The 24,618-nt window shown below is 61.2% G+C and carries 18 protein-coding genes; 7 read left to right on the top strand and 11 right to left on the bottom strand.

The window, feature by feature from the left end; translation table 11 throughout:
• Positions 1 to 100: 100 nt before the first annotated feature.
• The gene (locus tag BLR13_RS33000; protein WP_074814806.1) at positions 101 to 844 is read right to left on the bottom strand and encodes an SDR family NAD(P)-dependent oxidoreductase; all 744 of its coding nucleotides are present in this window, start codon (positions 842 to 844) and stop codon (positions 101 to 103) included.
• Between the two features lie 168 nt (positions 845 to 1,012).
• On the opposite strand from BLR13_RS33000, the gene BLR13_RS32995 reads away from it, so the two are divergent.
• The gene (locus BLR13_RS32995; protein ID WP_074814809.1) at positions 1,013 to 1,933 is read left to right on the top strand and encodes a LysR family transcriptional regulator; all 921 of its coding nucleotides are present in this window, start codon (positions 1,013 to 1,015) and stop codon (positions 1,931 to 1,933) included.
• A gap of 475 nt (positions 1,934 to 2,408) precedes the next feature.
• Positions 2,409 to 2,540, top strand: coding sequence for a hypothetical protein (locus BLR13_RS42335; RefSeq protein ID WP_283806883.1), 132 nt, complete (start codon positions 2,409 to 2,411; stop codon positions 2,538 to 2,540).
• 200 nt (positions 2,541 to 2,740) lie between these two features.
• Here the strand turns inward: BLR13_RS42335 and BLR13_RS32990 are convergent, their stop codons facing one another.
• The 7 genes from BLR13_RS32990 to BLR13_RS32960 all read right to left on the bottom strand — a co-directional run bounded on the left by BLR13_RS32990 (position 2,741) and on the right by BLR13_RS32960 (position 14,718).
• The gene (locus BLR13_RS32990; RefSeq protein ID WP_074814812.1) at positions 2,741 to 5,896 is read right to left on the bottom strand and encodes an efflux RND transporter permease subunit; all 3,156 of its coding nucleotides are present in this window, start codon (positions 5,894 to 5,896) and stop codon (positions 2,741 to 2,743) included.
• A gap of 4 nt (positions 5,897 to 5,900) precedes the next feature.
• A complete protein-coding gene (locus tag BLR13_RS32985) occupies positions 5,901 to 7,004 on the bottom strand; it encodes an efflux RND transporter periplasmic adaptor subunit (RefSeq protein ID WP_074814814.1) in 1,104 nt (367 codons plus the stop codon).
• A gap of 375 nt (positions 7,005 to 7,379) precedes the next feature.
• Entirely contained in the window at positions 7,380 to 10,613 is a 3,234-nt protein-coding gene (locus BLR13_RS32980; RefSeq protein WP_083387520.1) for an ABC transporter substrate-binding protein, read from the bottom strand.
• 86 nt (positions 10,614 to 10,699) lie between these two features.
• Positions 10,700 to 11,950, bottom strand: coding sequence for an MFS transporter (locus tag BLR13_RS32975; RefSeq protein ID WP_244525302.1), 1,251 nt, complete (start codon positions 11,948 to 11,950; stop codon positions 10,700 to 10,702).
• A 132-nt stretch (positions 11,951 to 12,082) separates the two neighbouring features.
• Positions 12,083 to 13,324 (bottom strand): cytochrome P450, encoded by a 1,242-nt coding sequence (locus tag BLR13_RS32970; RefSeq protein ID WP_074814824.1) that lies wholly within the window; start codon positions 13,322 to 13,324, stop codon positions 12,083 to 12,085.
• Positions 13,325 to 13,391: 67 nt separating this feature from the next.
• Positions 13,392 to 13,712, bottom strand: a complete 321-nt coding sequence (locus BLR13_RS32965) for a 2Fe-2S iron-sulfur cluster-binding protein (RefSeq protein WP_074830821.1) — start codon at positions 13,710 to 13,712, stop codon at positions 13,392 to 13,394.
• A 169-nt stretch (positions 13,713 to 13,881) separates the two neighbouring features.
• A complete protein-coding gene (locus tag BLR13_RS32960; RefSeq protein WP_074814827.1) occupies positions 13,882 to 14,718 on the bottom strand; it encodes a TauD/TfdA dioxygenase family protein in 837 nt (278 codons plus the stop codon).
• A gap of 128 nt (positions 14,719 to 14,846) precedes the next feature.
• Between BLR13_RS32960 and BLR13_RS32955 the strand changes: the two genes are divergently transcribed.
• Entirely contained in the window at positions 14,847 to 15,626 is a 780-nt protein-coding gene (locus BLR13_RS32955) for an IclR family transcriptional regulator domain-containing protein (RefSeq protein WP_074814830.1), read from the top strand.
• An 857-nt stretch (positions 15,627 to 16,483) separates the two neighbouring features.
• Here the strand turns inward: BLR13_RS32955 and BLR13_RS32945 are convergent.
• Positions 16,484 to 17,818, bottom strand: a complete 1,335-nt coding sequence (locus BLR13_RS32945; protein ID WP_079587423.1) for a sensor histidine kinase — start codon at positions 17,816 to 17,818, stop codon at positions 16,484 to 16,486.
• Positions 17,819 to 17,821: 3 nt separating this feature from the next.
• Positions 17,822 to 18,478: a response regulator transcription factor gene (locus BLR13_RS32940; RefSeq protein WP_074830825.1), complete on the bottom strand. Its 657-nt coding sequence runs from the start codon at positions 18,476 to 18,478 to the stop codon at positions 17,822 to 17,824.
• Between the two features lie 137 nt (positions 18,479 to 18,615).
• Here BLR13_RS32940 and BLR13_RS32935 point away from each other — a divergent pair, with 137 nt between their 5' ends.
• The 3 genes from BLR13_RS32935 to BLR13_RS42030 all read left to right on the top strand — a co-directional run bounded on the left by BLR13_RS32935 (position 18,616) and on the right by BLR13_RS42030 (position 23,409).
• Positions 18,616 to 19,962, top strand: coding sequence for an efflux RND transporter periplasmic adaptor subunit (locus BLR13_RS32935; protein WP_079587424.1), 1,347 nt, complete (start codon positions 18,616 to 18,618; stop codon positions 19,960 to 19,962).
• 13 nt (positions 19,963 to 19,975) lie between these two features.
• Positions 19,976 to 23,083 (top strand): efflux RND transporter permease subunit, encoded by a 3,108-nt coding sequence (locus BLR13_RS32930; RefSeq protein ID WP_074814838.1) that lies wholly within the window; start codon positions 19,976 to 19,978, stop codon positions 23,081 to 23,083.
• A gap of 185 nt (positions 23,084 to 23,268) precedes the next feature.
• Positions 23,269 to 23,409: a hypothetical protein gene (locus BLR13_RS42030; protein ID WP_244524983.1), complete on the top strand. Its 141-nt coding sequence runs from the start codon at positions 23,269 to 23,271 to the stop codon at positions 23,407 to 23,409.
• A gap of 69 nt (positions 23,410 to 23,478) precedes the next feature.
• Here the strand turns inward: BLR13_RS42030 and BLR13_RS32920 are convergent, their stop codons facing one another.
• Positions 23,479 to 23,931 carry a hypothetical protein gene (locus BLR13_RS32920; RefSeq protein WP_074814841.1) on the bottom strand — a complete coding sequence of 151 codons (453 nt, stop codon included), beginning with the start codon at positions 23,929 to 23,931 and terminating at the stop codon, positions 23,479 to 23,481.
• A gap of 454 nt (positions 23,932 to 24,385) precedes the next feature.
• On the opposite strand from BLR13_RS32920, the gene BLR13_RS32910 reads away from it, so the two are divergent.
• Positions 24,386 to 24,595 carry a hypothetical protein gene (locus BLR13_RS32910; protein ID WP_074814847.1) on the top strand — a complete coding sequence of 70 codons (210 nt, stop codon included), beginning with the start codon at positions 24,386 to 24,388 and terminating at the stop codon, positions 24,593 to 24,595.
• Positions 24,596 to 24,618 lie beyond the last annotated feature (23 nt).

Here is a 24,618-nt window from a genome sequence, read left to right as displayed (position 1 = left end):
ACTATTTGAAATGCGTTGCGCGCCAATCGGGTTTGGTCGCAATAATCGACTGCCGTGAACAAGCCCGATCGATGAAGCGCGAACGAGAAAGCCCTCAGAGTCAGTGGCTCTTGCCGCCATCGACGTGGAGGACATGGCCGGTGATGTAGGAGGCTCCCTCCGACGCGATGAAGACGATCGCGTTGGCGATTTCTTGCGAGAGGCCGAGACGCGCCATCGGAACGGTCGCCGTCAGCGCCGCCTTGTTCTCCGGCGTGCCCGTGAAGCGGGTCAACATGCCGGTGTCGGTCGGGCCAGGCGCCACCGCATTGACACGTATCCCCGACTTCGCGAGCTCGAGCGCCACCGACTTGGTGATGCCTTCGACGGCGTGCTTGCTGCCGACATAGATCGGGGCCCCCGCCGCGCCCTCGTGCCCATAGGTCGAGGAGATGTTGATGATGGTCCCGCTGCGCTGTCCCTGCATGACGCGCGCTTCGTGCTTCATGCTCAGGAGTACGCCGAGAACATTGGTGTCGAACGTCGCGGAATAGCTTTCCGCGGTCTGCTCCGTGATCGGGCCGGGTTTGCCTTCGGTGCCGGCATTATTGACCGCGATATCGACACGTCCGAAGCGCTCGACGGTGCGGTCGACGAGACGACGGACATCGTCTTCCTTGCGCACATCGGCCTGGACGAATTCGGCTTCGGCACCGAGCGAACGGAGTTCGCGAACCAGTGCCTCACCGGCATCCGGCTTGCGCCCAGAAACAACAACGCGATTGCCCGCTTTCGCGAACGAGACCGCCGCAGCGCGGCCGATGCCCGTGAGAGCCCCAGTGATGAGAACGACTGATGATGGCATGATTATCTCCTTGATAAGAAAAGGTTTCTGTGGCCGCGGTCTCCGACCGGGTGTTGTGAGAGGGGTCGGTTGCGGCGTTGGCCCCAAGATGAGCGTTCTCGACCAATTGAAAAACAGGCCATAATTCCAAACATATCGGACATGAGTGTCCGATATGGAGGTTCGCGGATGGACAGTCTGGGATCGCTCAATGCGTTCGTTCGGGCCGCCGAGACCCGAAGCTTCACGGTTGCGGGACGGCAGCTTGGCGTGTCGTCATCAGCGATCGGCAAGTCAGTGGCTCGGATGGAGGAACGGCTCGGCGTGCGCCTCTTCCATCGCAGCACGCGCAGCATCACACTCACCGCGGAAGGCGCCCTGTTCCTCGATCGCTGCCGGCGCATCTTTTCTGAAATCGAAGCAGCCGAGCTTGAGCTGTCGCAGACACACGAGGCCCCGCGCGGCACGCTGCGTGTCGGTCTGCCATTGGTCGGCATGCTGATGATACCGACGCTCGCGGCGTTCATGCGGACCTATCCCGAGATCATGCTGGATCTCGATTTCAGCGATCGGATCATCGATGTGATCGAGGAGGGTTTTGACGCCGTGGTGCGCTTCGCCGACGCCGGCGACACGCGCTTGATGTCGCGGGCCTTGGGCACCTATCGCCGGCGCCTGGTGGCGGCCCCGGCTTATCTCGCGGCCAAAGGTGTTCCCAAAACCCCTGATGACCTCAAGGCTCATGCCTGTCTGCACCACAGGTTTCCGACCAGCAGAAGGTTCGAGCAATGGCCCTTGCCGCCTGAGCAGGCCGGCGTCGAGATTGAACTGCCGAAAACGGCGGTCGCAAGCACGCTTGAGCCGCTGATCTATATGGCCGAGCAAGGACTGGGCATCGCCTATTTGCCGGACTTCGCCATCGGCCGGCAACTTCGTGAAGGCCTGCTCGTCACCGTGCTCGACGACTACACCGACCGCTCCGGACCGCTTCGGGTGCTGTGGCCGTCGAGCCGGCATCTCGCTCCCAAGCTCAGAGCTTTCGTGGACTTTCTCGCCGCGAACCTTATCCCCGCCGTGGAAGGCGAAGCAGACAGCGGGATAAGTTTCTAGGAGAGGTTGATCTCAATCGCCGCGCCGGATCGGCGGCGAGGAAACGCGCGCATAAAAGCGTGCCAAATCGCACTAGATCGTAGCGTGGCGTAGAAAATCGTGGAGCGGGTGAAGGGACTCGACCCCTCGTATTCAGCTTGGAAGGGGTGTCGATCTCTCGATATTTTCAAGGGTCATTCCGACAAATCACCTCAAATTCGTTCATTGGACGCAAACGGCTTCTTCGCCTTGTCCGAACATCCGACTTTGCGCCGACTCCGCCGGTATTCCTCAAACTCTGCGCCAAGACGGCTCAATCGAGAACCGGCGGCGCGGGCCTCGGGCGGTCTCCCATCTGCCAGGCTTGCCAAATTGTGATATCCCGTAACCGTTTTTGCCTTCTTTTGGGCACCAAAGAGGGGAACTCTCGGGCACGGCCTTTAGGAAGGATGCCAATTTTCCCATAATGGCTGGCGGTCGCCGCAGGGGGGGCTGCATGACGGATCAATCGCACGAAATCGCGCAGGATGCGGACCTCCGCAACCTCGTCCGCATCGTTTCAGCCTGCACCCTGGGACTCTGGGCATTTGCGGCGGGTCTGCTGATTGGGACCTTTTTGTTTTTGTAACGCCTCCGGCCAAGCCAACAGGCGCCATCGACGGATGTCCTCCCTCCTAGGCTCTCTTTCCTCACAAAAGTACAGTTGATATCGATTGTGCTTACGCCGTCATTGCACGACCATTTTTGCAGGTCCGCGGGCGGATATGGCGTTCCCACAACATGAAATCCGCGAACGAGGTAATCCTTCGGCGTGGCGCGGCACGTGCATCATTCCGCCGCGCCCGCGCTGGGCTCAGCCGCTTTTTCAGGACGGACCGATGGCCTGATCCGTTCGCGCATCATCTGGAAGACCACGTAAAGCGGCGGAATGACGAAGATGCCGAGCAACGATGAGAAGATCATGCCGCCAAATACCGGGGTTCCAACGTTGCGCCGCGCGAGCTGCGAGGCGCCGACGGCGACCACCAGGGGAAGCAGACCAAGGATAAAGGCGAACGACGTCATCATCACCGGGCGGAAGCGCTCCCTCGCGCCCTGAGTTGCGGCCTCGAGCAACGGCACCCCATGCTCGCGCTTCTCCTTCGCAAACTCGACGATCAGAATACCGTTCTTCGCCGCAAGCCCGATCAACACGATGATACCGATTTGCGCATAGAGATCGAGCGTCAGACCGGCGAGCACAATCGCGGCAAACGATCCCAGGATGCCAACCGTCACCGACAGCAGCACCGGCACCGGAATGGTCCAGCTTTCGTAGAGCCCAACCAGGAAGAGATACGCAAACAGCACCGCGAAACCAAGAATGATCCCGGTCTTGCCTTCGGCGCGCTTCTCCTGGAATGCGGTATCGGTCCATTCGCCCGCAAAACCCGGAGGAAGTGCGTGCGCGGCTACCTCCTCCATGGCCTTGAGCGCTTGCCCGGACGAGACGCCGGGTGCCGGAGCCCCCTGAACCGTCACCGCGCGGAGATTGTTGTAGCGGATCAGCGACGGCGGACCGACCACGACGCGGACCTCCACCAGACTCCTGAGCGGGATCATCTGTCCTTTGCCATTGCGGACGTTGATCCGATAGATGTCGTCGATACTGGCCCGGTCGGCCGCTTCGGCCTGGACTTGCACCTGCCAGGTACGGCCGTACAGGTTCATGTTGTTGACGAAATACCCGCCGAGGGAAGCCTGTAGCGCCTGAAAGACTGAACTCAGCGGCACGCCGAGGATCTGCGCCTTGTCGCGGTCGATGTCGAGATAGATCGAGGGGTTCGTTGCCGAGAACGTGCTGAACACGCGGCTCAGCCGCGGATCCTGATTGGCGGCAACCATCAGTCCGCGGATGACCTGCGCGAGCGCCTTCGGGTCGCCGCCGCGGAGATCCTCGACCACGTAGGCAAAACCACCCCCGGTGCCGAGGCCGACGATCGGCGGCGGCGCAAGAGGGACGACGGTTCCGCCCTGGATTTGGCGGAGCTTGGCACCAAGTCGCTTGATGACCTCTTGCGCCCCGAGGGACGGATCCTTGCGCTCGTCGAAGGGCTTGAACGACAACACCATGAACGCGGCGTTCGACTGCGAGTAATTGTCGATGAAGTTCAGTCCGATCGCTGACGTGTAGTCGGCGACAGCCGGCTCCTCTTTCACGATGGCTTCGGCCTGGCGGATCACCTCCGACGTCCGTTCGACCGAGGCGCCGCCCGGTAACTGGGCGACAACAAAAAGCGCGCCCTGGTCATCTTCGGGGAGGAACCCCGTCGGGGTGATTTTTGTCAGCCCCACGACGCCGAACCCGCAGACCGCAACGACGACCAGCCCGATGATGGAGAGCCGCACGATGCGGGCAACCGCATCCCCATAGGCGTCACGCACGCGATCGATAGAGCGCATCACAAACCCCATCACACCGCGACGAGGGCCATGCTGCGGCCGCAGCAAGACCCCGCAGAGCGCGGGAGACAAGGTGAGCGCGTTGATCGCCGAGAGAAACATCGCAACCGCGACGGTGACCGCAAACTGGCGGAACAGCTCACCGGAAATGCCGGGGATGAACGCCACCGGCACAAACACCGACAGCAGCACCAGCGTGATCGCGATGATGGGGGCGGTGATCTCGCGCATCGCCAGCTTGGTCGCCTCGCCCGGGGAAAGCTCCGGATGCTCCTCCATCACCCTCTCGACGTTCTCGACCACCACGATGGCATCGTCGACGACGATGCCGATGGCCAGCACGATCGCGAGGAGCGAGACCGTGTTGGCGGAATAGCCCACCGCCTTGAGCACGATGAAGGCGCCGACCAGGCTGACCGGCACCGCAAACATCGGGATCAAGGTCGCCCGTATGCTGCCGAGGAACAAAAACACCACGATGACGACAAGGACGAATGCCTCTAGCAGCGTCTTCTGCACCTCATGGATCGTATCGGTGACGAAAGTTGTCGGATCGTAGGTAACTTTCCATTCGAGATCGTCGGGGAATCGCTTCTGCAGCTCGGTAAAGCGATCACGCACGGCCTTCAGGGTAGCGATGGCATTGGCGCCCGGCGATTGGAAGACTGCGATCACCGCCGCAGGGCCGCCATTGAAGCGCGTATCCCGGTCCAGATTGGCGGCGCCCAGTTCCAGCCTCGCGACGTCGCTGAGACGCAGCACGGACCCGTCCGGATTGGTGCGCACGACGATGTTGCCGAATTCCTCGGGCGAATCCAGGCGGCCCTTGGTCTGAATGTTGAGCTGCAGCTGCTGATCGTCTGAAATCGGTCGCGCGCCGATGCGTCCGACGGCGGCCTGGACGTTCTGCGACTGGATGGCATTGATGATGTCGCCGGTCGTCAGGTTCAGCCCGGTCAGCCTGTCGGTTCGAACCCACGCGCGCATCGCGTAGTCCTGCGGGCCCCACAGATAAGCGTCGCCAACACCCGCGGTATTCTTGACGGGGTCGAGCAGATTGATGGTGACGTAGTTGGAGATGAACAACGGGTCGTGCGTATGCTTCGGCGAATAGACGGCAATCACGCCGAGCAGGGCGGAAGACTTCTTCTTGACCGTGATGCCTTGCTTCTGGACGTCCTGTGGCAGCTTGGATAAGGCGACCTGGACGCGGTTATTGACGTTGACGGCGTTGATGTCGGGGTCAGTGCCGAGCTCGAAAGAACATGTCAGCGTGTAGCTGCCGTCATCGCCGCTCACACTTTTCATGTAGATCATCTTGTCGACGCCGACGACTTGCGCCTCGATCGGCTGTGCGACGGTCGCATCGACAACACCGGAATTGGCTCCCGGATAGACCGTCGTGACCGAGACCTGGGGTGGAACGATATCGGGATACTGCGCAATCGGAATCGAAAACAGCGCCAGCAACCCCGCGAGGGTTGTCACGATGGCAATGACGATCGCGAGCCGCGGCCGATCGACGAAGATGGCGGAGAGCATTGGATCAGCTCCTTTTGAGCGTTGTCACCGGGCTGGCCTTGACCGGCGCACCGGGGCGCACCCCCTGCAATCCCTCGACAATAACCTGCTCGCTCCCGGACAAGCCTTCCTGGACAACGGTATCCGTTCCGCTCTCGCCCCCGGGTTTGATCCGCTTCACAACGGCTTTGCCGTCCTCGACCACGAAGACGTAGACGCCTTCCTGGTCGGCGATCAGCGCCGATTGCGGAACTACGACCATTTCCTTTGGCGTGCCGCTTTCGAGCGCCACCCGCACCAACTGGCCGTCGGTCAGTCCGCCGGCCGGATTTGGGAACGTGGCGCGCACCAGCACAGTGTCGGTGGCGCGATCAACCGTCACGTCGACGAAATTGATCTGGCCGGTTTGGTCGTAGGTTGCGCCGTCGGCAAAGCGAAGCCTGGCCTTGATCGCCTTGAGGTCGACCTGGTGAGTGTCCTCCTTCGCTCGCAGGAAATCGCGCTGGCTCACCGGAAACGTCACATACATCGGATCCTGGCTCACGACGACGGTGAGCGGGCCACTGTCGGGGCCGACGACATTGCCCTTGGTGATGTTGGTGCGGCCGATCCGTCCGGAAACCGGCGCGACGATGTCGGTATAGCCAAGATTGATTTTGGCGGTCTGCAGGGTGGCCTCGTCGCTCATGATCTGGCCCTTCGCCTGCTCGTCCGCGGCAAGCGCCTGATCCCGCGCAACGGCCGTCCCGGCGTTCTTTGCCAGCAGGTCCTCCGCCCGCCCGAGTTGCGCTTCGGTGAGCACTTTCGAGGCCTTGCTGCGTGCCAGGGCGCCGTCCGCCTGTTCGACCGCTGCCTGGAACAGCCCCTTCTCTATGCGATAGAGGGGATCATTTTCCTTGATCGGGTCTCCCTCCTTGAACAGCACCGCTTCCAGGAACCCCTGTACCCGCGCTCGTATCTCGACGCGATTAACCGCTTCCACTCGCCCGACGAAATCGAGTGTCTTCTCGATCGTCTTGTGTTCGGCCTTGACGACGCCGACCGGAATGGCGGCCGGTTGCGCCTGTTGCGCACCGGCCGGGACCACGAGTCCGCAAACCATAAACACGGTGCAGATTGCGGTTCGCATTGCAGCCTCCCGTGGTGTCCTGCTTGTTCGATTCGATCGCGATCCTGCCTTAAGAATTGGAAATAGCCAATCGTTCAGCGACCGCCGCCATCGGCGCAAACGGACGCGGCACCGGCGCCTCGGACATTCTCTTCGCACGCGGATTTGGCGATCATTGACGGCGCCATCCCCCTAAGCCTGGAATAGTTCTTGACCGGTGGATCGCTGCATTGCGCGCACCACGCGCACAGTGACGAGGACGTAGCGAAGGTCCGACGTCGCGCCAGTTCAACCGCAAGTGTATCGACAAGTACGCTCGTCGTAAACTCATTCTGGAGCATCCACGAGAGCTACATTAACGAACACTACTGACGACTGCCCTGACCGCATCATCGGTCACCCACCAACTTTCTCAGGGAGATTGGCTGCCCGCTCCTCGCATTCCTTCAGCATGAATTTGGCCACGGGATCTGCGGGAAACTTGTCAAGGATGGCGCGATAGCCGCGCGCTGACGCCGTGAAATCGCCAGCCTCCATCTGTTGCGAGGCTTCCCAAGTCATCGCGCAAAGCTGCTCATCCCCATCGCGGACCGTTAGCTCCGGATCGTCGCTGGCGCGGAATGCCAGCAATTCATAGATCATGAACTCGGTTTTCCGGCCCTTCACCTGAACCCGCTTCAGCGGTCGCGCATATACATCGGACTGCGCCTGGTTGTACATGCTGTCGCTGATGCAGATCGTGGTGCCGAACAGTTTGTTGATGCCTTCAAGGCGGGCGGCGACATTCACGCCGTCTCCCAGGGCAGTGTAGCTCAGTCGAGCCGAAGAGCCGACATTGCCGACAAGGACGTTGGCGCAATTAAGCCCGATCCTGATGCGGATGCGTGGTCGTCCTTCCGCCTCCCAGGCGTCGTTGACGCGCTCCATGCGCCGCGCCGCCCGCAAGGCGCCGGCGCACGCGCGAAGGACGTGGTCGGGGCGCTCGACCGGGGCATTCCAGAACGCCATGACGCCATCGCCGATGAACTTGTCGACGGTGCCGCCTTCTTCCGCGATGGCGCCGGACACTTGCTCGAGATAGGTCGAGATTTGCACCAGCAAATCGTCTGGCGCCAGAGTTTCGGAGTGGCTGGAAAAATTCTCCAGATCGGAGAAGAATATTGTGAGGAATCGTGGCTCGACGCCCAAGGTCAGCGGAATGCCCGACTTGATGAGCTGCCTGACGATATCCAGCGGCACAAACGACGAGAACGATTTCAGCGAGTTGCGAAGCAGTGAAGCTGCGTGTTCCAGCTTCGCGATCTCCCGGATGTTGGACGGTTGTGATGTCGGCACGTCGAATTGCAGGCCTTCGATGGCCTGTAGCTGCTGCGACACGTTCTCGACTGGTCGCGACAGCCGACGGGATGCGAAATAGATGAAGAAGAGCTCGATCATGGTGAGGATGATGATCACGACCATGATCAATCGATTGGTTGCCTTCAATGTCCCCACGAAATCGTCGATCGGTGTCAGCGTTATCACCTGCCAGGGCTGGCCGAAACCATCCGGAAAATTGGCGAATGCCGCGATCACATCTTCTCCATTCGCCGGGGACCGGAAGGCGAAGCTGTCGGCGTCGGTGCGTGCGTGCTGGCGAGAGGCCTCGCGCACGTCTGGATCATCAATATCGGCCAGGGTTGCGATCCTGAGTTTGTCATTCTCGACGCGCACGCCCTTCTGCATATTCGGGAAGGCGATGATCTTGCCGTCGTTGCGGTCGGCGATCAGGGTTGTGCTGTGCGCGCTGGCGCGGTGTTTGTCCAGAAAGCGTGACAGCACGTCGATGGTGATGTTGGCCGACGCGCAGCCGATGAAATCGACACCATGGAATATTGGAACGCGCAAGGAGAGAATGGGAAAGCCGGTGTCGGGGTTGATCGAGGGTTCGGTCACCGCGAGTGTCCGCGTCGTCTTGGCCGTCTGATAGCCGGGCAAGGTGCGAATGTCGACGTCGGTAGCAATGTTGTATTCGTCGACCTCATGAGGCCATATGTCGAAGAATTTGCGATGGCGGACCCGCGAGAGCCCAAAGCTGATCGCGTCGATGTAGCTGGCGTGCCAGTTTGCGACCGCCACAATACGGGGGTCGTTACGCCTGCGATCCTCGTCGATCCGGGTAACGACACGATGATAGCCATCCTCGAAGCTGACGTAGGCGGCGTCGATATGCTCTGCGGAGGTCAGTGCGCGGTACAAGAGATCATTGCTTTGTTCGGTTCGGAAATAGCCGGAATCCGCGGCGGCCACCGTGGCGAGAAAGCGCAGCGGGCTTTCAGTGCTCTCGATCAGGCTCTTGGTGCGCTCGACGCCGGCCCGGCTGGTCTGCGCAACCGCATCGTCCAGGATCGACACCATGCCGGCCGAATTCTTGTTGTAATTGTAGATCAGGATGAAGATGAGAACCGGAATGCTGAGGGCGATGAACAGCAAAGACATGATCAGGCTCAGTCTGGGCCGTCCAATTGCGACGATCGGCGGAAGCATTACCAGCCAGGCAAACGCAGCCGCCATGGAACGACGGCGGCGGTAGGCGAGGTAAGCAAGCGCTGCAGTCACCGATCCGAGCAGTAGCGGCATCGACCAAGCGTGCATGCCGGTATCACTTCCTTCCCAGATCAGCGCCTGCGGCAGCGCATCGTCCCTTAGCAGGCCGAGTTGGTGATAGGTCGCCGCGATACGTCGCCAGCGCGTGGGATCCTGCGCGCCGATCAGATCCGGATCGTGCCCAACCAACATTGCCGTGCGCGTCGCCTCGAACAGGAGGGCATCGCGGCTTTTGGTTTTGGAATAGGCCCTGAGGATGAGATCGACCGTCGCTTCCTTGTGCGCCAGGGCATAGGCCCAACCTTTCAGACTAGCTGCCCTAAACGCGGCCGCGCGGTCCCGGTGGGCTTTCACCTGCGCTTCGAAGGCACACAAATTGTCGCCATAAAAATCGACCCCGTACTCGCTCGGCGAGAACGTCCGGTAGGCGGCGCCAAGCCGTTCAAGCACAAACGGCTCGTTGGTGCTGTAGGCAACCATCGCGTCGGCCCGACCGGCCAGAAGATCGCGTGGATCGCCGCGGTGGTCGATCCGCGGCATGGCCCTGTAGTCCACCCCTTCGTGCTTCAGCATTGCAGCGATTTCATCGCTACCCGGGGCGTCCATCAGCGTACGGCCGCGCAAATCCGACACGCTGCTGATGTCGGCCCGGCGCGGCACCAGAATGATGGCCGGGGATTGCTGGAATATGACGGCCAGCACGACCAAGTGGAGCCCCTTCGCCCACTCGCGCAACACGCTGGCACTGCAGATTCCAAAGTCGGCCTTGCCGCCGGCGACCGCTTCGGCGACTTCAATGTCCGGACCGCCCTCGCGGATGGTGACGTCGAGGCCGGCGTCGCGATAGAACCCCTGCTCGAGCGCCTGATAGTAGCCGGCGAACTGAAACTGATGCTTCCATTTGAGCTGCAGGGAAACTTGCTCAAGGGCAGCGGCTTGATGCAATGGCGGAAGCAACAGGCATGCCGCAATAACCAGCGTTGCAAGCTTCGGCCAGACTTGGGTCGCTCTGTTCTTGACAGCTGCCAACCTACTCTGTGCCAAAGCGCATCTCCTGATGCCGAGCGACAGATTGGCAGTCTATATCTGCCAATCACGGGAGTCGATGCAGCGCCTGGCTGCGCCGACCTTCACAAGGCTAATTCGGCGTTAACAAGACGATTCCGCGTTGCCACGGCCGCCGCATCAGCAGCGGCGAACCGCGCGGCTTCAGCCTCGGGACGCAGAAATGCCATCCCGATCAAACCGCCGATAAGGCTCACGACGCCGCAGATCAGGAAACCCTGGTGGAAGCCTTCGGAAGCAGTGGCGCCAGTTTCGATAACGCGCCCCATTACGTAGGGCGCCAGCAGCCCCGCCGATGTCGCCACCGCGGTGATGATCGTCAGCATCGCGCCACGCTGCGACACCGGCGTGAACTCGCTGACGATCGCTGGGCTGAGGACATAGATCACCGACGGAAGCGAAATCCCGAGCACAAGAAGCGCCAGGTTCAGCATGGGCGCTTCGACATGCGGCATGACAATCAGCGCAATCCCTCCCAAGGCGACTGCGCCGCCGCCGATCAAGCTGCGCGCGACGAGGCTCGAGTAGCCGCGTGCGAACAGGTTTTGCGAAAGCCAGCCAGCCCCGATGACGATAAAGACATTGCATGCCCACGGCAGGGTGCTGAGCCACCCGGTCTGTTGTTGGGTATATCCGAGACCTTTGATCAGATAATGCGGTAGCCATGCGATCATCAGCGACAGACCCCAATAGGCGCCGAAGCCCGATGCGCATGCCGCGAGTACGGTGGGATTAAGCAAAAGGCGTCGGTAGGGAATCCGTCCAAACGATCGTCCCTCGGTCGGCGTTGGCGTTTCAATGAGGGTGCCTTCGCGTCCGAACGCCAGCCACGCCAGCGCCCAGACCAGGCCGGTCACTCCGAGCGCTGCGAAAGCCCAATGCCAGGAGTAGTGCACAATGAGATAGTTGAGGCCGGGTAGCGCCAGCACCACACCGATGCTCGCGCCCTGGGAGATCAAGGCGGTAGGCAATGTGCGAAGTTCGTTGGGAAACCACTTGTAGGCCGAGTGCAGCGCCACCGGATATGCCGGGCCTTCGCCTGCGCCGAGCAGCACGCGGCAAGCAATCAGCGTTGTGAAGCCGATCGAGCCGACCATCGGAAACTGGGTAACCGCCCAGATCAGCCCCATGGCCAAAAGCGCCCAACGGGTCTGAATGCGATTGACGACGAAGCCCGTGACGACCCCGGACACCGCATAAAGAAAGAAGAAACTGGAACCGACGAGGCCGAACTGGCTCGGCGTCAATTCCAGATCCTTCATGATCGGGGCTGCCGCCAGTCCGATCACCGCCTTGTCCGCGAAATTGATCAGCATGAACAGAAATAGAAGGAGGACGATGACCCAACCGTATCTTGACGGCTTCTGCGCGCTCATATGCTTGCTCCCTCCGTGAATGCCAACCTTCCGCGAAATCTGAGTCCTGGACGCGCGGCGCGTCGCCGGCCGTTACGCTGGAATCCGCACCGGGAGAGACTTGTAGCCGTGGACGAAGCTGGAATAGACGCGTTCGGGCTCGCCGACGACCTCGATGGTGGGGTAGCGCTTCAACGCCTCCTCCCACAGGATTTTCAACTGCAATTCCGCGATCCTATTCCCGACGCAACGATGAATCCCGAAGCCGAACGAGAGGTGCTGCCGGGCGCGCGGGCGATCGATCATGAACTTGTTGGGGTTGTCGATCACCTCGTCGTCGCGATTTCCCGAAATGTACCACATGACCACCTTCGCACCTTTTCTGATCTGCTTGCCTCCGATTTCCGTATCGGCGAGCGCAGTGCGCCGCATGTGCGCAAGCGGTGTCTGGTAGCGGATGATTTCCGATACCATGTTGGTGATGAGGCCGGGGTCGCCGCGCAGCTTTTGGTACTGATCCGGATTCTGGTTCAGAAACAGCAAGCCGCCGGAAATGGAATTCCTGGTGGTGTCGTTGCCTCCCACGATCAGCAAGATCAGATTTCCCAGAAACTCCTTCGGTCCCATGTTTCTGGTTGCGGGCGAGTGCGCCAGCATTGAAATCAGATCGCTTCCAGGCTCTGCATTTACCCGTTCGTTCCAAAGCCGGGTGAAGTATTCCAGGCAGTTCTTCAATTCAGCCAGCCGGGCCTCTTCGGTGTCGAACATCCCCCCAGGGCCAATGGGGGCCGTGGCCGCGTCGGACCAATAGGTGAGCAAGCGTCGATCTTGCAGCGGAAAATCGAACAGCGTCGCCAACATCTGGGTGGTCAGTTCGATCGACACCCGATCCACCCAGTCGAACGTCTCGTTAACGGGCAACGCGTCGAGAATAGCGCAAGCTCTACTGCGAATGAGGTGTTCAAGTTTGGCCAGGTTGCCGGGCGCAACGATCGGGCTCACGGTCTTGCGCTGCTCGTCATGCTTCGGCGGATCCATCGAAATGAAATTGGGTGTTCGAAATTCTTCGGGCCGATCCAGGATGGTTATGCCGCCTTCCGAGGAAAAGACGGCGTGATTGGTGTCGACCTGCATGATGTCTTTGTACTTGGTGATCGACCAATAGGGTCCGAACGCGCTCTGCCCGCAATAGTGGACGGGGTCCTCTCGGCGCAATCGCTCGAAATACGGCCAGATGGTGCCGTCCTGAAAGGGTTGCGGATCGCTGACATCAATCTGATCGAGTGGAATATCGTGCGCATGGACTTTCGTAGATTGAGTGGTTTGCGTGCTCATGCGGAATTCTCCAAAATGTCTGCTGATATCGAGGACCAATTCCAACGCGCGGCAGATCGGCTCGCGGTCAGTGCTGAGCCTCAGGCAAGTTCACGACGAGGCCGTCCAACCGATCGTTCATCTTGATTTGGCAGGCGAGACGCGAATTGGGTTGCGCGAGCGCGGCGAAGTCCAGCAGCGCCGCCTCCTGCGATCCCTGAGGTCCGACCCTTTCGAGCCAGCGAGGGTCGACATACACATGACACGTCGCGCAAGCGCATTCGCCTCCGCAATCGGCATCTATGCCCGTGATCTGGTGGTCGATTGCGCCCTGCATCACCGAAAGACCTGATGGCAACTCGATTTCTCGCTCGGTTCCGCTGTATTCGACATAGGTGACCTTTGGCATGGCTGCCGTTTCCTCTGATTGATTGTGCGCTCGCGCCGCGCGCTTGCGCATTTGACAACCGCATTGCCCGCGGCTGTCTTGCCTGGTCTTTCCGACGGCGCATTGTTAGCGCGCCTGCCGCGAGCGCCGGCGTCGCCGCCGCTCGCTGGACATCTCGAAAAGCGCCTTGTCAGCCGCGGTAAAACGGCTTGTCGCCACAGACGGTCACACGATGGCCATAGCGTCGCTCCGGGAAATAATCCCACAGCGCGTGGTGCTGCGCGCTGCGATTGTCCCAGAAAGCAATCGAGCCTGGCTGCCATTTGAAGCGGCACATGAACTCCGGCGTCTCGACATGCCGGTACAACATCTCGAGCAGGGCCGCGCTCTCTTGCTTCTTCAACTGCGGAATGTGAGTGGTGAAGCCGCGGTTGACGTAGAGCGCTTTCCGTCCGGTCACGGGATGGGTGCGGATCACCGGATGTTCCGATTTCGGGAATTGCATGTCGGCGCGGTCCTTCGCGTTGTGGCGGTAGGGATGCGCCTTGTTGCTGTCATGGATCGCCGTGCAGCCCTCAAGCAGATGCCGTATCGGCTCTGAAAGGGCATCGTAGGCGGAATACATATTTGCAAACATGGTGTCGCCGCCGCCGCTCGCAGGTGTTTCCTGCATGTAGAGGATCGAGCCCATGGGCGGTTCCTCGTCGCAGGACACGTCGGAGTGCCATTCTTCTCCGGCAACCCGTTTCGACTTTTCGTCTGCCTTGATCACCAGGATTTCGGGATGACCCTCGATCAGCTGCGGCGCATTGGGGTGCACATGCAGCTTGCCGAACCGGCGGCCGAAGTCCTTGTGCTGCTCCGGCGTCAGCTTCTGGTCGCGGAAGAATATCACCAGGTTTTCCATGAGCGCGTCATGCACCTCCTGGAATTGCTGGTTACCCAGCTGCCCGCCGAGGTCGACGCCGAAGATCTCCGCGCCGATGGTTGGGGTCAGTTTACGCACTTCGATTGACTGATATGTCATTGCATTTCCTCCCTATCGACGCTGGTTTGTTCGCGCGTCCTGGCTGTGTTTGCCGGAGAAAACGCAAAACCGCTTGCTGATTCTGAGCAGATTCCGTAATACGGAATGCGCCACGGGACATTTTCGCCATGGGCGCAAGCAAGCCGGTAGAACCAGTGGTGCGGGCACTGAAGTTGCTGGAGGCGCTTAATCGTAAATCCGCGAGCAGCCTCGGCGATTTGCGCGCTGCCACCGGTTTACCGAAGCCAACGCTGATCCGCCTCTTGGACACCTTGATCGCAGCCGGATATGGCGCCCGCATCTCGAGCGAGGCCGGCTACCGGATCACCGAGCACGTGTTGGCGCTCTCAGTCGGCCTTCGCTTCATCGATCGGATCGTTGACGCCGCTGTGCCGGCGATGCGCCAATTTACCCGCCAACACAATTGGCCGATCGGGCTCGCCAAGGTCCGGGGCGCTGTTGTGGTGCTTCTCCACAGCACCGCGCCGCAAAGTCCGCTGTCGTTCGAGCGAGCTGGATACAATCGGACCTATCCGCTCATACCCAGCGCGCTCGGGCAGGCCTACCTGGCCTTCTGCCCTGCGGAGGAACGACGGCGTTTGATCCGGGAGTTGCTTCCTGAGGCGGGGCTCGGCGTTTTGGGTATGCGCGACGCCCGAGCACTCGAGGCGCATCTCGCCGTGGTTCGGCGCCGTGGCTACGCCGTGACATTGTCGCCACGCCCGTACAAGGTGCTTGGGCTCGCGGTTCCCGTGCGGCAAGGCCGCCAGGTGATCGCGTGTCTCGTGATGCGTTTTCCCCGATCGGTCATGACGCACGAACAGGCGGCCGATCGTTACCTTGGACCACTCAACACAACTGCGCGTACCATTGTTGCAGCGCTCGCAGCGCAGGACAGCGCAAGTTGATTAACACAACGATTGATGCGGCTACTATTGGGCCCTTAGTCTAGCTGACGCAAATGTCCGCAGCGCCAGAAGCGGTCGTTCCATATCGCTCATTATTCGTCGCGCCCCGGTTGTCGCATGGCGTGAACTTCAACGCCTCGTCATTGTTGATTACACCGAAGTCATTGATCCGGATGATTGCTGAACAGCTTCGCGAAGACGCAATGCGCGCCATTTCAATCCTTGGTCGCTGCGCTGAAATCGCGCGCCATCGTCTTTGTGTTAACCGACGACGATCGGCGGTGATTGCGCAAGGACGGAAGCGAAGAGCAGTAGAGGTTGGCGCATTGAACCGATCGCAGGCACTACGGCGACATCGAGATTCGCGGGACTGAAAACACTGGCAAAAATTGGAACGGTATTCAGGCTGGTCGTCGGAATGATTGTCGGAATGAGATCGGAAAACTCGTGCTAAGCCATTGAAATCGTTTTGGAGCGGGTGAAGGGAATCGAACCCTCGTATTCAGCTTGGAAGTCTCGAATTTTCGCTGTGTTTTCAAGAGCCGTTCTGACATTTTCGGTGTTTTTGGCCCATTGAGATCATTACAGAATTTCTGGTTGTCAGAATGGCGATAGCCGCATCGGAGCGCAATCGCAACGCGATTGTGGAAACACGCAAGGGAACCGCTGGACGGATAAGGGATTGCTCGTCGGTCAAAAAGCAACCGCTCCAACCCAAGCACGTTTGGTCCATTCGCGTTCGGCTAGAGATTTCACGCAATTGGCGCGACCTTGCACTCTTCAACTTAACAATCGATTCAAACACGATCACCCCGGTGTTCCGAACGCCCAGGCCCTGAAGATGTGATCCGAATTATTCAATTCGGTTCAGGGAAGACCAGGCGCGCCTCAAAGCCGCTGCCACGGCCGATAACAGGAGAAATAAGGGTCAGGCTGCCGCCAATCTGTTTCATCACACTGTCGACGATCGCAAGCCCGAGACCGCCGCCGGCGCCGACCGATGATCCGCGGACGAAAGGTTTCTTCAGAGTTTCAAGAGTCTCGGTTGGAACGGGAGCGCCGCCGTTCAGCAGCCGAATTTGCCGGCCGCGTTCGACGACGATCTCGATCGGCTCATCAGGAGCGCCATAACGGATGGCGTTCTCGATCAGGTTGCGCAGCGTTATGCCGAGAACGTCCAATTCTCCCTGCACGATGAATTCGTCCGGACATTCGGCGGTGACGACCAGCCTGTCGCCCACGTCCTCGCGTCGGCGAAACTCATCGACCAGAACTTGCAAGACGGTCAACATATCAATGCGTTCTCGCAGCATCCCGACGCCTGCCCCGGCCCGCGACAGTTGCAGCAGCTTCTCGGCAAGACTGCTGAGTCCCTTTATCTGGTTGACGATACGCGCCGCGCGCTCTGCATGCTGCGTGCCGGCGAGCTGTGCCGACAACAATTGCATCTGCGCCAGCACGGCTGCGATCGGCGTCCGCAATTCGTGTGCGCTGTTGGCTGCGAACTGACGCTCGGTGGCCAGCGCCCGTTCCAGCCGCTCCAATAACCGGTTCACCGCTACCAGCATCGAAGCGAGCTCGGTCGGCAGGTCCATATAGGGGATCTGCGATAGATTGGAGCCGTCGCGACGACCGATCTCGCTCCGCAACTGGTCCAGTGAGCGCATACTCCGGAACACCGCCAAGCGGATCAAAAACCACGACAACGGCAAGAACAACAGCAGTGGCCCGACGGTAAGCGCGGCGGTCCGCCTCAGAGACTCGGAGCGGTGCACGGAGGGCTCGGCAACCTCGATGAAAAAGCCATCGACAGCCGCTGGCTGGGAATAGACCCGATAGCGCGGGACGTCGTGGAAGCCAGTCTGGCGCGGGACCTGAAACGGTGTCTCTGGCGCGTTGTCGGAGCGCATGACGATCTCGCCGGCCGGACCGATGATCTGATAGGCCAGAGCTTTGGGATCCATCGTCGCGACCAGGTGTCTCGCCATCTGCTGCATGGCCTGTGGTTGCTGGACTGCATCATAGGTGGCAGGCAGCAGCCGCTGCGCTACCTCCTCGATCGCGTCATCGAGCCTCTCATTGACCTCGAAAACCGTCAGCACGCCGGCGGCCACGCTGCCCAATAGCCACAGCCCCGCCATCGACGAGGCCAGCATCCAGATCAGCCGTGAGACCAGACTCCTGCCCGCCACGTCCTAATCTCCCAAGCCGTAGCCGAGACCGCGTATCGTGCGAATGAAATCCCGCCCAAGCTTGCGGCGAATGCGGCTAACATAGACCTCGATGGTGTTGCTTTCGATCTCCTCGCCGAATGCGTAGAGCGCATCCTCGATTTGCTCTTTCGAGACCGTCGATTGCCGCCGTCGGCCCAGCACTTCGATGACGGCCCACTCCCGCGCGCTCAGTTCGACCAGTCGTCCGTCCAGCCGCGCCACCTTCGATTCCCACTCCAACTCCACGGGACCGACCTGAACGACCGGCATTGCCTTGCCGAAATACCGGCGTCTGACGGCCTCTAAACGTGCATTCACTTCGTCGAGGTCGAAAGGTTTGACGATGTAATCGTCGGCGCCCGCCTTAAGGCCCTCGATCCGGTCACTGACCAAATCGCGCGCGGTGAGGATGACGACCGGCAGCGCATCGCCGCGGCGGCGAAGTTTGCGCAGGAAATCCAGGCCGCGCCCATCAGGCAGGTGCAGATCAAGCAGCAGCGCGTCATAAGATACCGTGCGCACCGCGTGCTCCGCCGGCTCCAGCCGTTCGAACCAGTCGACCGCGTGTCCTGCCGCGCGGACATGCTCCTGCACAGCCGATCCGAGATGTGGTTCGTCTTCAATTAGCAAGACTCGCATGGGCTCGCTCGTCGTCATGAGGGTTAATTGCAGGAGAAAGCTGACGCCAACCTGAACGTCAATCAGATAGCCTTCAGGCCCGCGTCAGAAAAGCCCGCTAACGGTGCCGACCTACAATATTTCGTCGGAGCGGGAAGATGATTCATACAAGCCTATCACGCACAGCTCACGCAATCGCGATCAATTGGTCGGAGTCCAATAATCGCCGGTCCCTTCTTCCTGGGAGGCTGCCGATTCTGAAACGCCGATTGCTTCTCAGTGTCGCGACGGTCGCTATCGCTGTAGTTGCGGGATTTGTGGCTGGTCGTTCGTTGCCGTCTGCTTCAGTTGCCATGCCTGTGAGCGCCCCGTCGGCAGTTGCCGCCGATCCGGAGTTGCCCGCCGCAATTACTCTCTCCGAGCCGAAGCTGGCGAACCTGCAATTGCAGATCGAGAAGGCGAAGGCCGGGCCGCTGGTGCGCGCCGTGTCGGCGACGGGTAGCGTCGGATACGATCAACTCCACCTTGCCCGCATCAAGCCTACGGCGCGCGGCCGGATCGAGACAGTCGATGTAACCGCCGGCGATCGGGTCGTTCCAGGTCAACGCCTGGCCGTTCTCGATAACTTCGACCTCAGTGCGGCCCACAGCAAGGTTCTGGGCGCCGAGGCGGCGCTGAATCAGGCAAAGGCGCAACTCGCTGCGGCAAGTGCTGCTTATGATCGTGCGACAAACCTTATTCGCAGCGACCTCGTGACCCAGGCCGAACTCGTGGCTCGGCGCGCCACCGCAGTTACCATGGAAGCCGATCTCCGTACCAAGGAAGCGGTGTTACGGCAGTACCAAGAGGAGGAGGCACGGCTCTTGCCCGTGCGCTCTGCTGCCGGTGGTGCCGACGCGTCCAACGATCGGCCGGGGGATTCCCGCGGCGCCCTGTTCGCACCATTCGCCGGGGTCGTTGATTCGGTCTCCGTCGCAACCGGAGAGATCGTCGATCCGGCGACACCGATCTTCACCGTGTCCGACCTCTCAACCGTCTGGGTACAGGCCGACGTAGCAGAGAGGGATCTCGGCGCAGTCAAGGTGGGCGATGCAGTCGAGGTGAAAGTGAGCGCTTTTCCGGACCGGGTTTTTGCTGGCCGCGTCACCTACATCCCCGACCAGATCGAGTCGGGGACGGGGATGGCCAAGGTGCGCTGTGAGGTCCCAAACCCGGATGGCGCACTGCGCGTCAACATGTTCGCAACCGTCAATATCCTCTCGCCGCAGGGCAGCGACGCCGTCCTGGCGCCGAGCAGTAGCCTGCAGGAGGTCAATGGACAGAGCGTCGTGTTCATCCCGACAGGAGATCGCCAGTTCGCCTGGCGCGCGGTTCATACCGGCCTGGTTGCAAACGGAAAGACCCAGATCACGAGCGGGCTCGCGGCTGGCACGCCAGTCGTCGGCGAGGGCAGCTATTGGCTCAAGGCGGCTCTGATGCAGTCCACCATTCCGGACCAAGGCTGAAGGAGACATCGCCGTGATCAACAGAATTGTCGATGCCGCCCTTGGCAACCGCATGCTCGTGCTCATCCTCATCGCCGGGCTTGTCGCGGCCGGTCTTTTGAGCATGCAACGCCTGCCGTTTGACGCCGACCCTGACATCTCGCCGCTGCAGGTGCTGGTCACCACCCAAGCACCGGGTTTGGCCCCGCCGGACGTGGAGCGTTCGATTACCACGCCGATCGAGCTGGCCCTGCAGGGCCTGCCGGGCATGACGAGCTACCGCTCGATCTCGCGCTACGGGCTCTCCGTCATCTATGTGAAGTTCGCCGACAGCGGCGACATCCTGACCGACCGCACGCTTGTTGCGCAGCGGCTGAGCCAGACAGCGCTGCCCGCAGAAGCAGGAACGCCCAGGCTTGGCCCCCTCTCCGACGGCCTCTCCGAGATCTACCAGTTCAGGGTCGAGGGCAAAAACTACTCGCTCATGCAGTTGCGCTCGATCCTGGATTGGCAGGTCTCACCGCAGCTCAAGCAGGTCCCGGGCATCACCGAGGTCAATGTCAACGGCGGTGAGCTCAAGACCTACGAGGTCCGAGTCTCCCAGAGCGCGTTGACGCGCTTTGGGATGTCCATCGAGGACATCTACAACGCGGTGGCGCAGAACAACCGCGCTACTGGCGGTGCGACGATCGCGCGCAACGGCGAGCAGGCTGTCATCCGCGGCGAAGGACTGCTGGAATCTATCGGCGACATCGGCAATATCGTCCTGCGCACCGCAGCCGGCGGTTCGCCGCTGTACGTCAAGAACATCGCCGAGGTGGTCGAGGCGCCGATGCCGCGGCTCGGGGCGGTGACGAGCCAGGGCGACGGCCAGGCGGTGGTGGGCGTCGCACTGATGACGCTGGGCGAGAACACGCGCGTGGTCGCGCAGCGACTTGGCACCACCGTCGAACAGATCAACAAGACGCTGCCGCTCGGTGTCAGCATAGTTCCCTACTACAATCGCGCCGATCTGATCGACCGCGTTCTGGAGACCGTGGCCCACAACCTGGCTGAGGGTGCCTTCCTGGTCATCGCCGTCCTGTTGTTGCTGCTGGGCAATTTCCGCGCCGCCGTCGTCGTCGCGCTGGCGATTCCGCTCTCGATGCTGGCCGCCGTCACCGCGATGTATTTCACCGGACTGTCGGGCAACCTGATGAGCCTCGGCGCCATCGATTTTGGCCTGCTGGTCGACGGGGCGGTGGTGATGATCGAGAACATCGTGCGCCGCCGCGCCGAGGCGCCTTCCCTTCCTGCGGCGCAGGTGGTGCGCGAGGCCGCGCACGATGTGGCGCGACCGGTCGCCTTTGCGGTCGCGATCATCACGCTGATCTATCTGCCGATCCTCAGCCTGCAGGGCGTCGAGGGCAAGATGTTCCGCCCAATGGCGCTGACCGTCATGTTCGCGCTGGTCGCTTCGCTCGTGCTGACGCTCACGCTGATGCCGGTGCTCGCGTCGTTCTTCCTTCGCAAGCCGGTCGCCGAACGGGACAGCCGCATCATCGGAGTTGCTCGCCGCGGTTATGCGCCCGTGCTCGCGAGGACGATGCGCCATCCCGTCATCACGATCCTGGTAGCGACCGTGATGCTGGGCAGCGCGCTCGCGATCGGCTCAAACCTCGGCGCGGAGTTCCTGCCCCGCCTGGAGGAAGGTGCGCTCACCGTCACCACCACCAAGCTGCCCGGCATCTCGCTCGAATCCGCCATCGCCACGCAGACCATGGTGGAGAAGACGCTGAAGAAATTCCCGGAGGTCCAGACCGTCGTCACGCTCGGCGGCAGTTCGGAGATCCCAACCGACCCCATGGGAGTCGAGCAAAGCGACACCTTCATCATTCTCAAGCCGAAGTCGGAATGGCGGACCGCGCAGACCGAGGCCGGGCTGATCGAAGCCTACAAGCAGGCCCTGGATGAGAGCGTGCCCGGGATTACCCAGAGCTGGGCGCAGCCGATCGAGATGCGGATGGACGACCTGCTGCAGGGCGTGATGGCGGACCTTGCCATCGTCATCCACGGGACCGACACGGCGACACTCCACGACCTCGGCGACCAGGTGGCGCGCGTGGTGTCGAGCGTTCCTGGCGCTACCGACGTGCAGGCCAAGCAAACCGTCGGCCAGCCTTATCTGCGCGTCGTCGTCAATCGCGATGCCATCGCCCGTCACGGATTCAGCGCGACTCAGGTGCTCGACCTTGTCGAAGCGCTCGGCGGACGCACGGTGGGCACCATGAAGGACGGGGAAGAGCGGTACAACATCCGCGTCCGGTTGGCGCCGCAGGACCGTGACAGCATCGCCCGTATCCGGGCGCTGCGTGTGAGCAACGGCGCCGGCCTTTCGGTTGCTCTTGGCGATCTGGCCGACGTCAGCTGGGAGCCTGGTCCTGCCCAGATCGAACGCGAGCAGGGCAAGCGCATCATCAAGGTGCAGGCCAATGTGCGCGCGCGGCCGCTCGCCAGCTTCGTGACCGATGCGCAGCAGGCCGTTGCGGCCCAGGTCCGGCTGCCGCCCGGCTATACGATTTCCTGGGGTGGGAGCTTCCAGGACCTTCAAGAGGGCATGGCGCGGCTGTCGAGCGTCGTGCCGGTGGCGCTCGGCGTCATTTTCCTGTTGCTCTATCTGATGTTCGACAGCGCCGGTCTCGCGACGCTGATCTTCTTCAACGTGCCGTTTGCGGCGGTCGGCGGAATCTTCGCTCTGGCGCTGCGCGGCATGCCGTTCAGTATCTCGGCCGCGGTCGGCTTCATCGCCCTGTTCGGCATCGCTATTCTGAACGGCGTCGTGATGGTGAGCTACATGGAGGAACGGCGCAAGGAAGGACTCGCCATGGCCGACGCGGCCTGGCAGGCTGCCATGACGCGGCTGCGCCCGGTGCTGATGACGGCGACTGTGGCCAGTCTCGGCTTCCTGCCAATGGCGCTCTCGACGAACTCGGGCGCCGAGGTGCAGCGCCCGCTCGCCACGGTAGTCATCGGCGGCCTGATTAGCGCAACGTTGCTGACGTTGCTCGTGCTCCCCGCTCTCTATCCCTGGTTCTGCCGCGCGCGCCGCTTTGTTGGCCCGGCCGCACACGACGCCTCCTACGCACCGCAACCGGCAGAGTGACGATGTCGAAGCACATGACCCGCTCGCAGCGATTTCCGGAGTTGAGCCGAAATGTTCACGACGCGGCGCGCGACCGCGCGGCTGGGGCAGTTTCGTAGCTCCTGAACGACGCGACGCAGAAGGTCGCGCGCTCGGCCAAAGGACCCTTCAGCGCAAAGCGGAGCGTTGCGACCGCGCAGATGTTCATGGATCTCATCCTGCTTCCGATGCTGATGAGATCTCTGATGGGTGAGGAACTGAAGGATCTCAAAAAAGAGCTGCCGACATTCCTGCACGAACGAGTCAATTTCTTTCTCGCGGCTTGCAAAGCGGACTGGAGGCCGTGAATCAGCCACCCCGCTCGCTAACCTTGCGCCACGGCTTTGGGACTTAAGTCGGCAGCATCGCAAGGGACCTCAGTGAGATGGGATCGAATGCAATTCGCGTCGGCAGGCTTCCCCGAAGCCACGCAGGGGATCCATTTCCTCCATGAACCCGGGCAGATCGCCAAATTCGCGGTTTGGTGACAGGTAGGTTTCGATGATCAGGCGACCTGCCCGCTCCGCGGCTTGAACCACTTGATCGCTGGACAGAATCCTCATCCGCCCTATCAGCGCATACAGATTGACCAGTTGCGGAATCTCGGATTTGTCGCTGACGAGCGCGTCGGCGTAGACTCGGGAGGCCTCCTCGATGAAGCTTCGATAGAGCCGCTCGCGCTTGGAAATCGACCGGGCATAGTGACGCTCGCGAACCCTGCGGCGCCGGCTCACCCATCCAGTTACGATCGTAGAGATCGCTCCGAAGGCCGAGCCTCCGAACGCGGCGAAAGCGGGAGCATAAAACGTGTTCACGCGATCATTCCTCATCTGTTGCGCTGTGGTACCGGAGCGATCCTATGGTCTTGACCGAAGCAGTCCCCGCAGCGTGATCGAAGACGGCTCTGCAAGCATCGCTCAGGTCTGACTTTCTTTGCCTGAGACACGCCTCCACATTCCCGGCGTCAGGGATGTAGCTCGCGCATAGCCGGAAGGCATCAGGCGCGCACGCGGCCCTTTGCTCGGGAGTGGCGCGGTTCTCCTGCGCTAAGACAGTGCCGTTGGCGAACAAAGCCGCCAGCACGACGACCAATGTGTACTTGAACATATCGAATCCCTTCTACAGTTGCGGCACCCGCGTTCGCCTGGGGAGCGCAGCCTTACGCTCCAAACTCCCCACCATTGGAACGGCCCGAACACGCGCTTGTGAGTCTTCGCTCTTGACACATCCCGGGGATCGGGATGTATATGAACTATACGGTGTAGTGTATTTAGGAGCCAAAGAATGTCAACACTTTTATGGTCGCTCGCAAAAGAAAATCCGTGGCCGGGGCTTGCGCTCGCATTCCTGAACCTGGTCGTGGCTCTGTTCCTCGTGGGCCTGAGCTTGCTGCTGGGCGTTACGATATCCTTGCTTGCCGGGCTGCACGCGTTCGTCGATCGAGAGGCGGTGCCGATCACGCAACAAGCCCAGCGCCGGAGGGCCACCCCGTGACCCCGGCCCTTCTCTTCGCTCGC

The sequence above is a fragment of the Bradyrhizobium ottawaense genome (assembly GCF_900099825.1).
Classification (GTDB): domain Bacteria; phylum Pseudomonadota; class Alphaproteobacteria; order Rhizobiales; family Xanthobacteraceae; genus Bradyrhizobium; species Bradyrhizobium ottawaense_A.
This window is presented reverse-complemented; position numbering and strand designations above follow the sequence as displayed.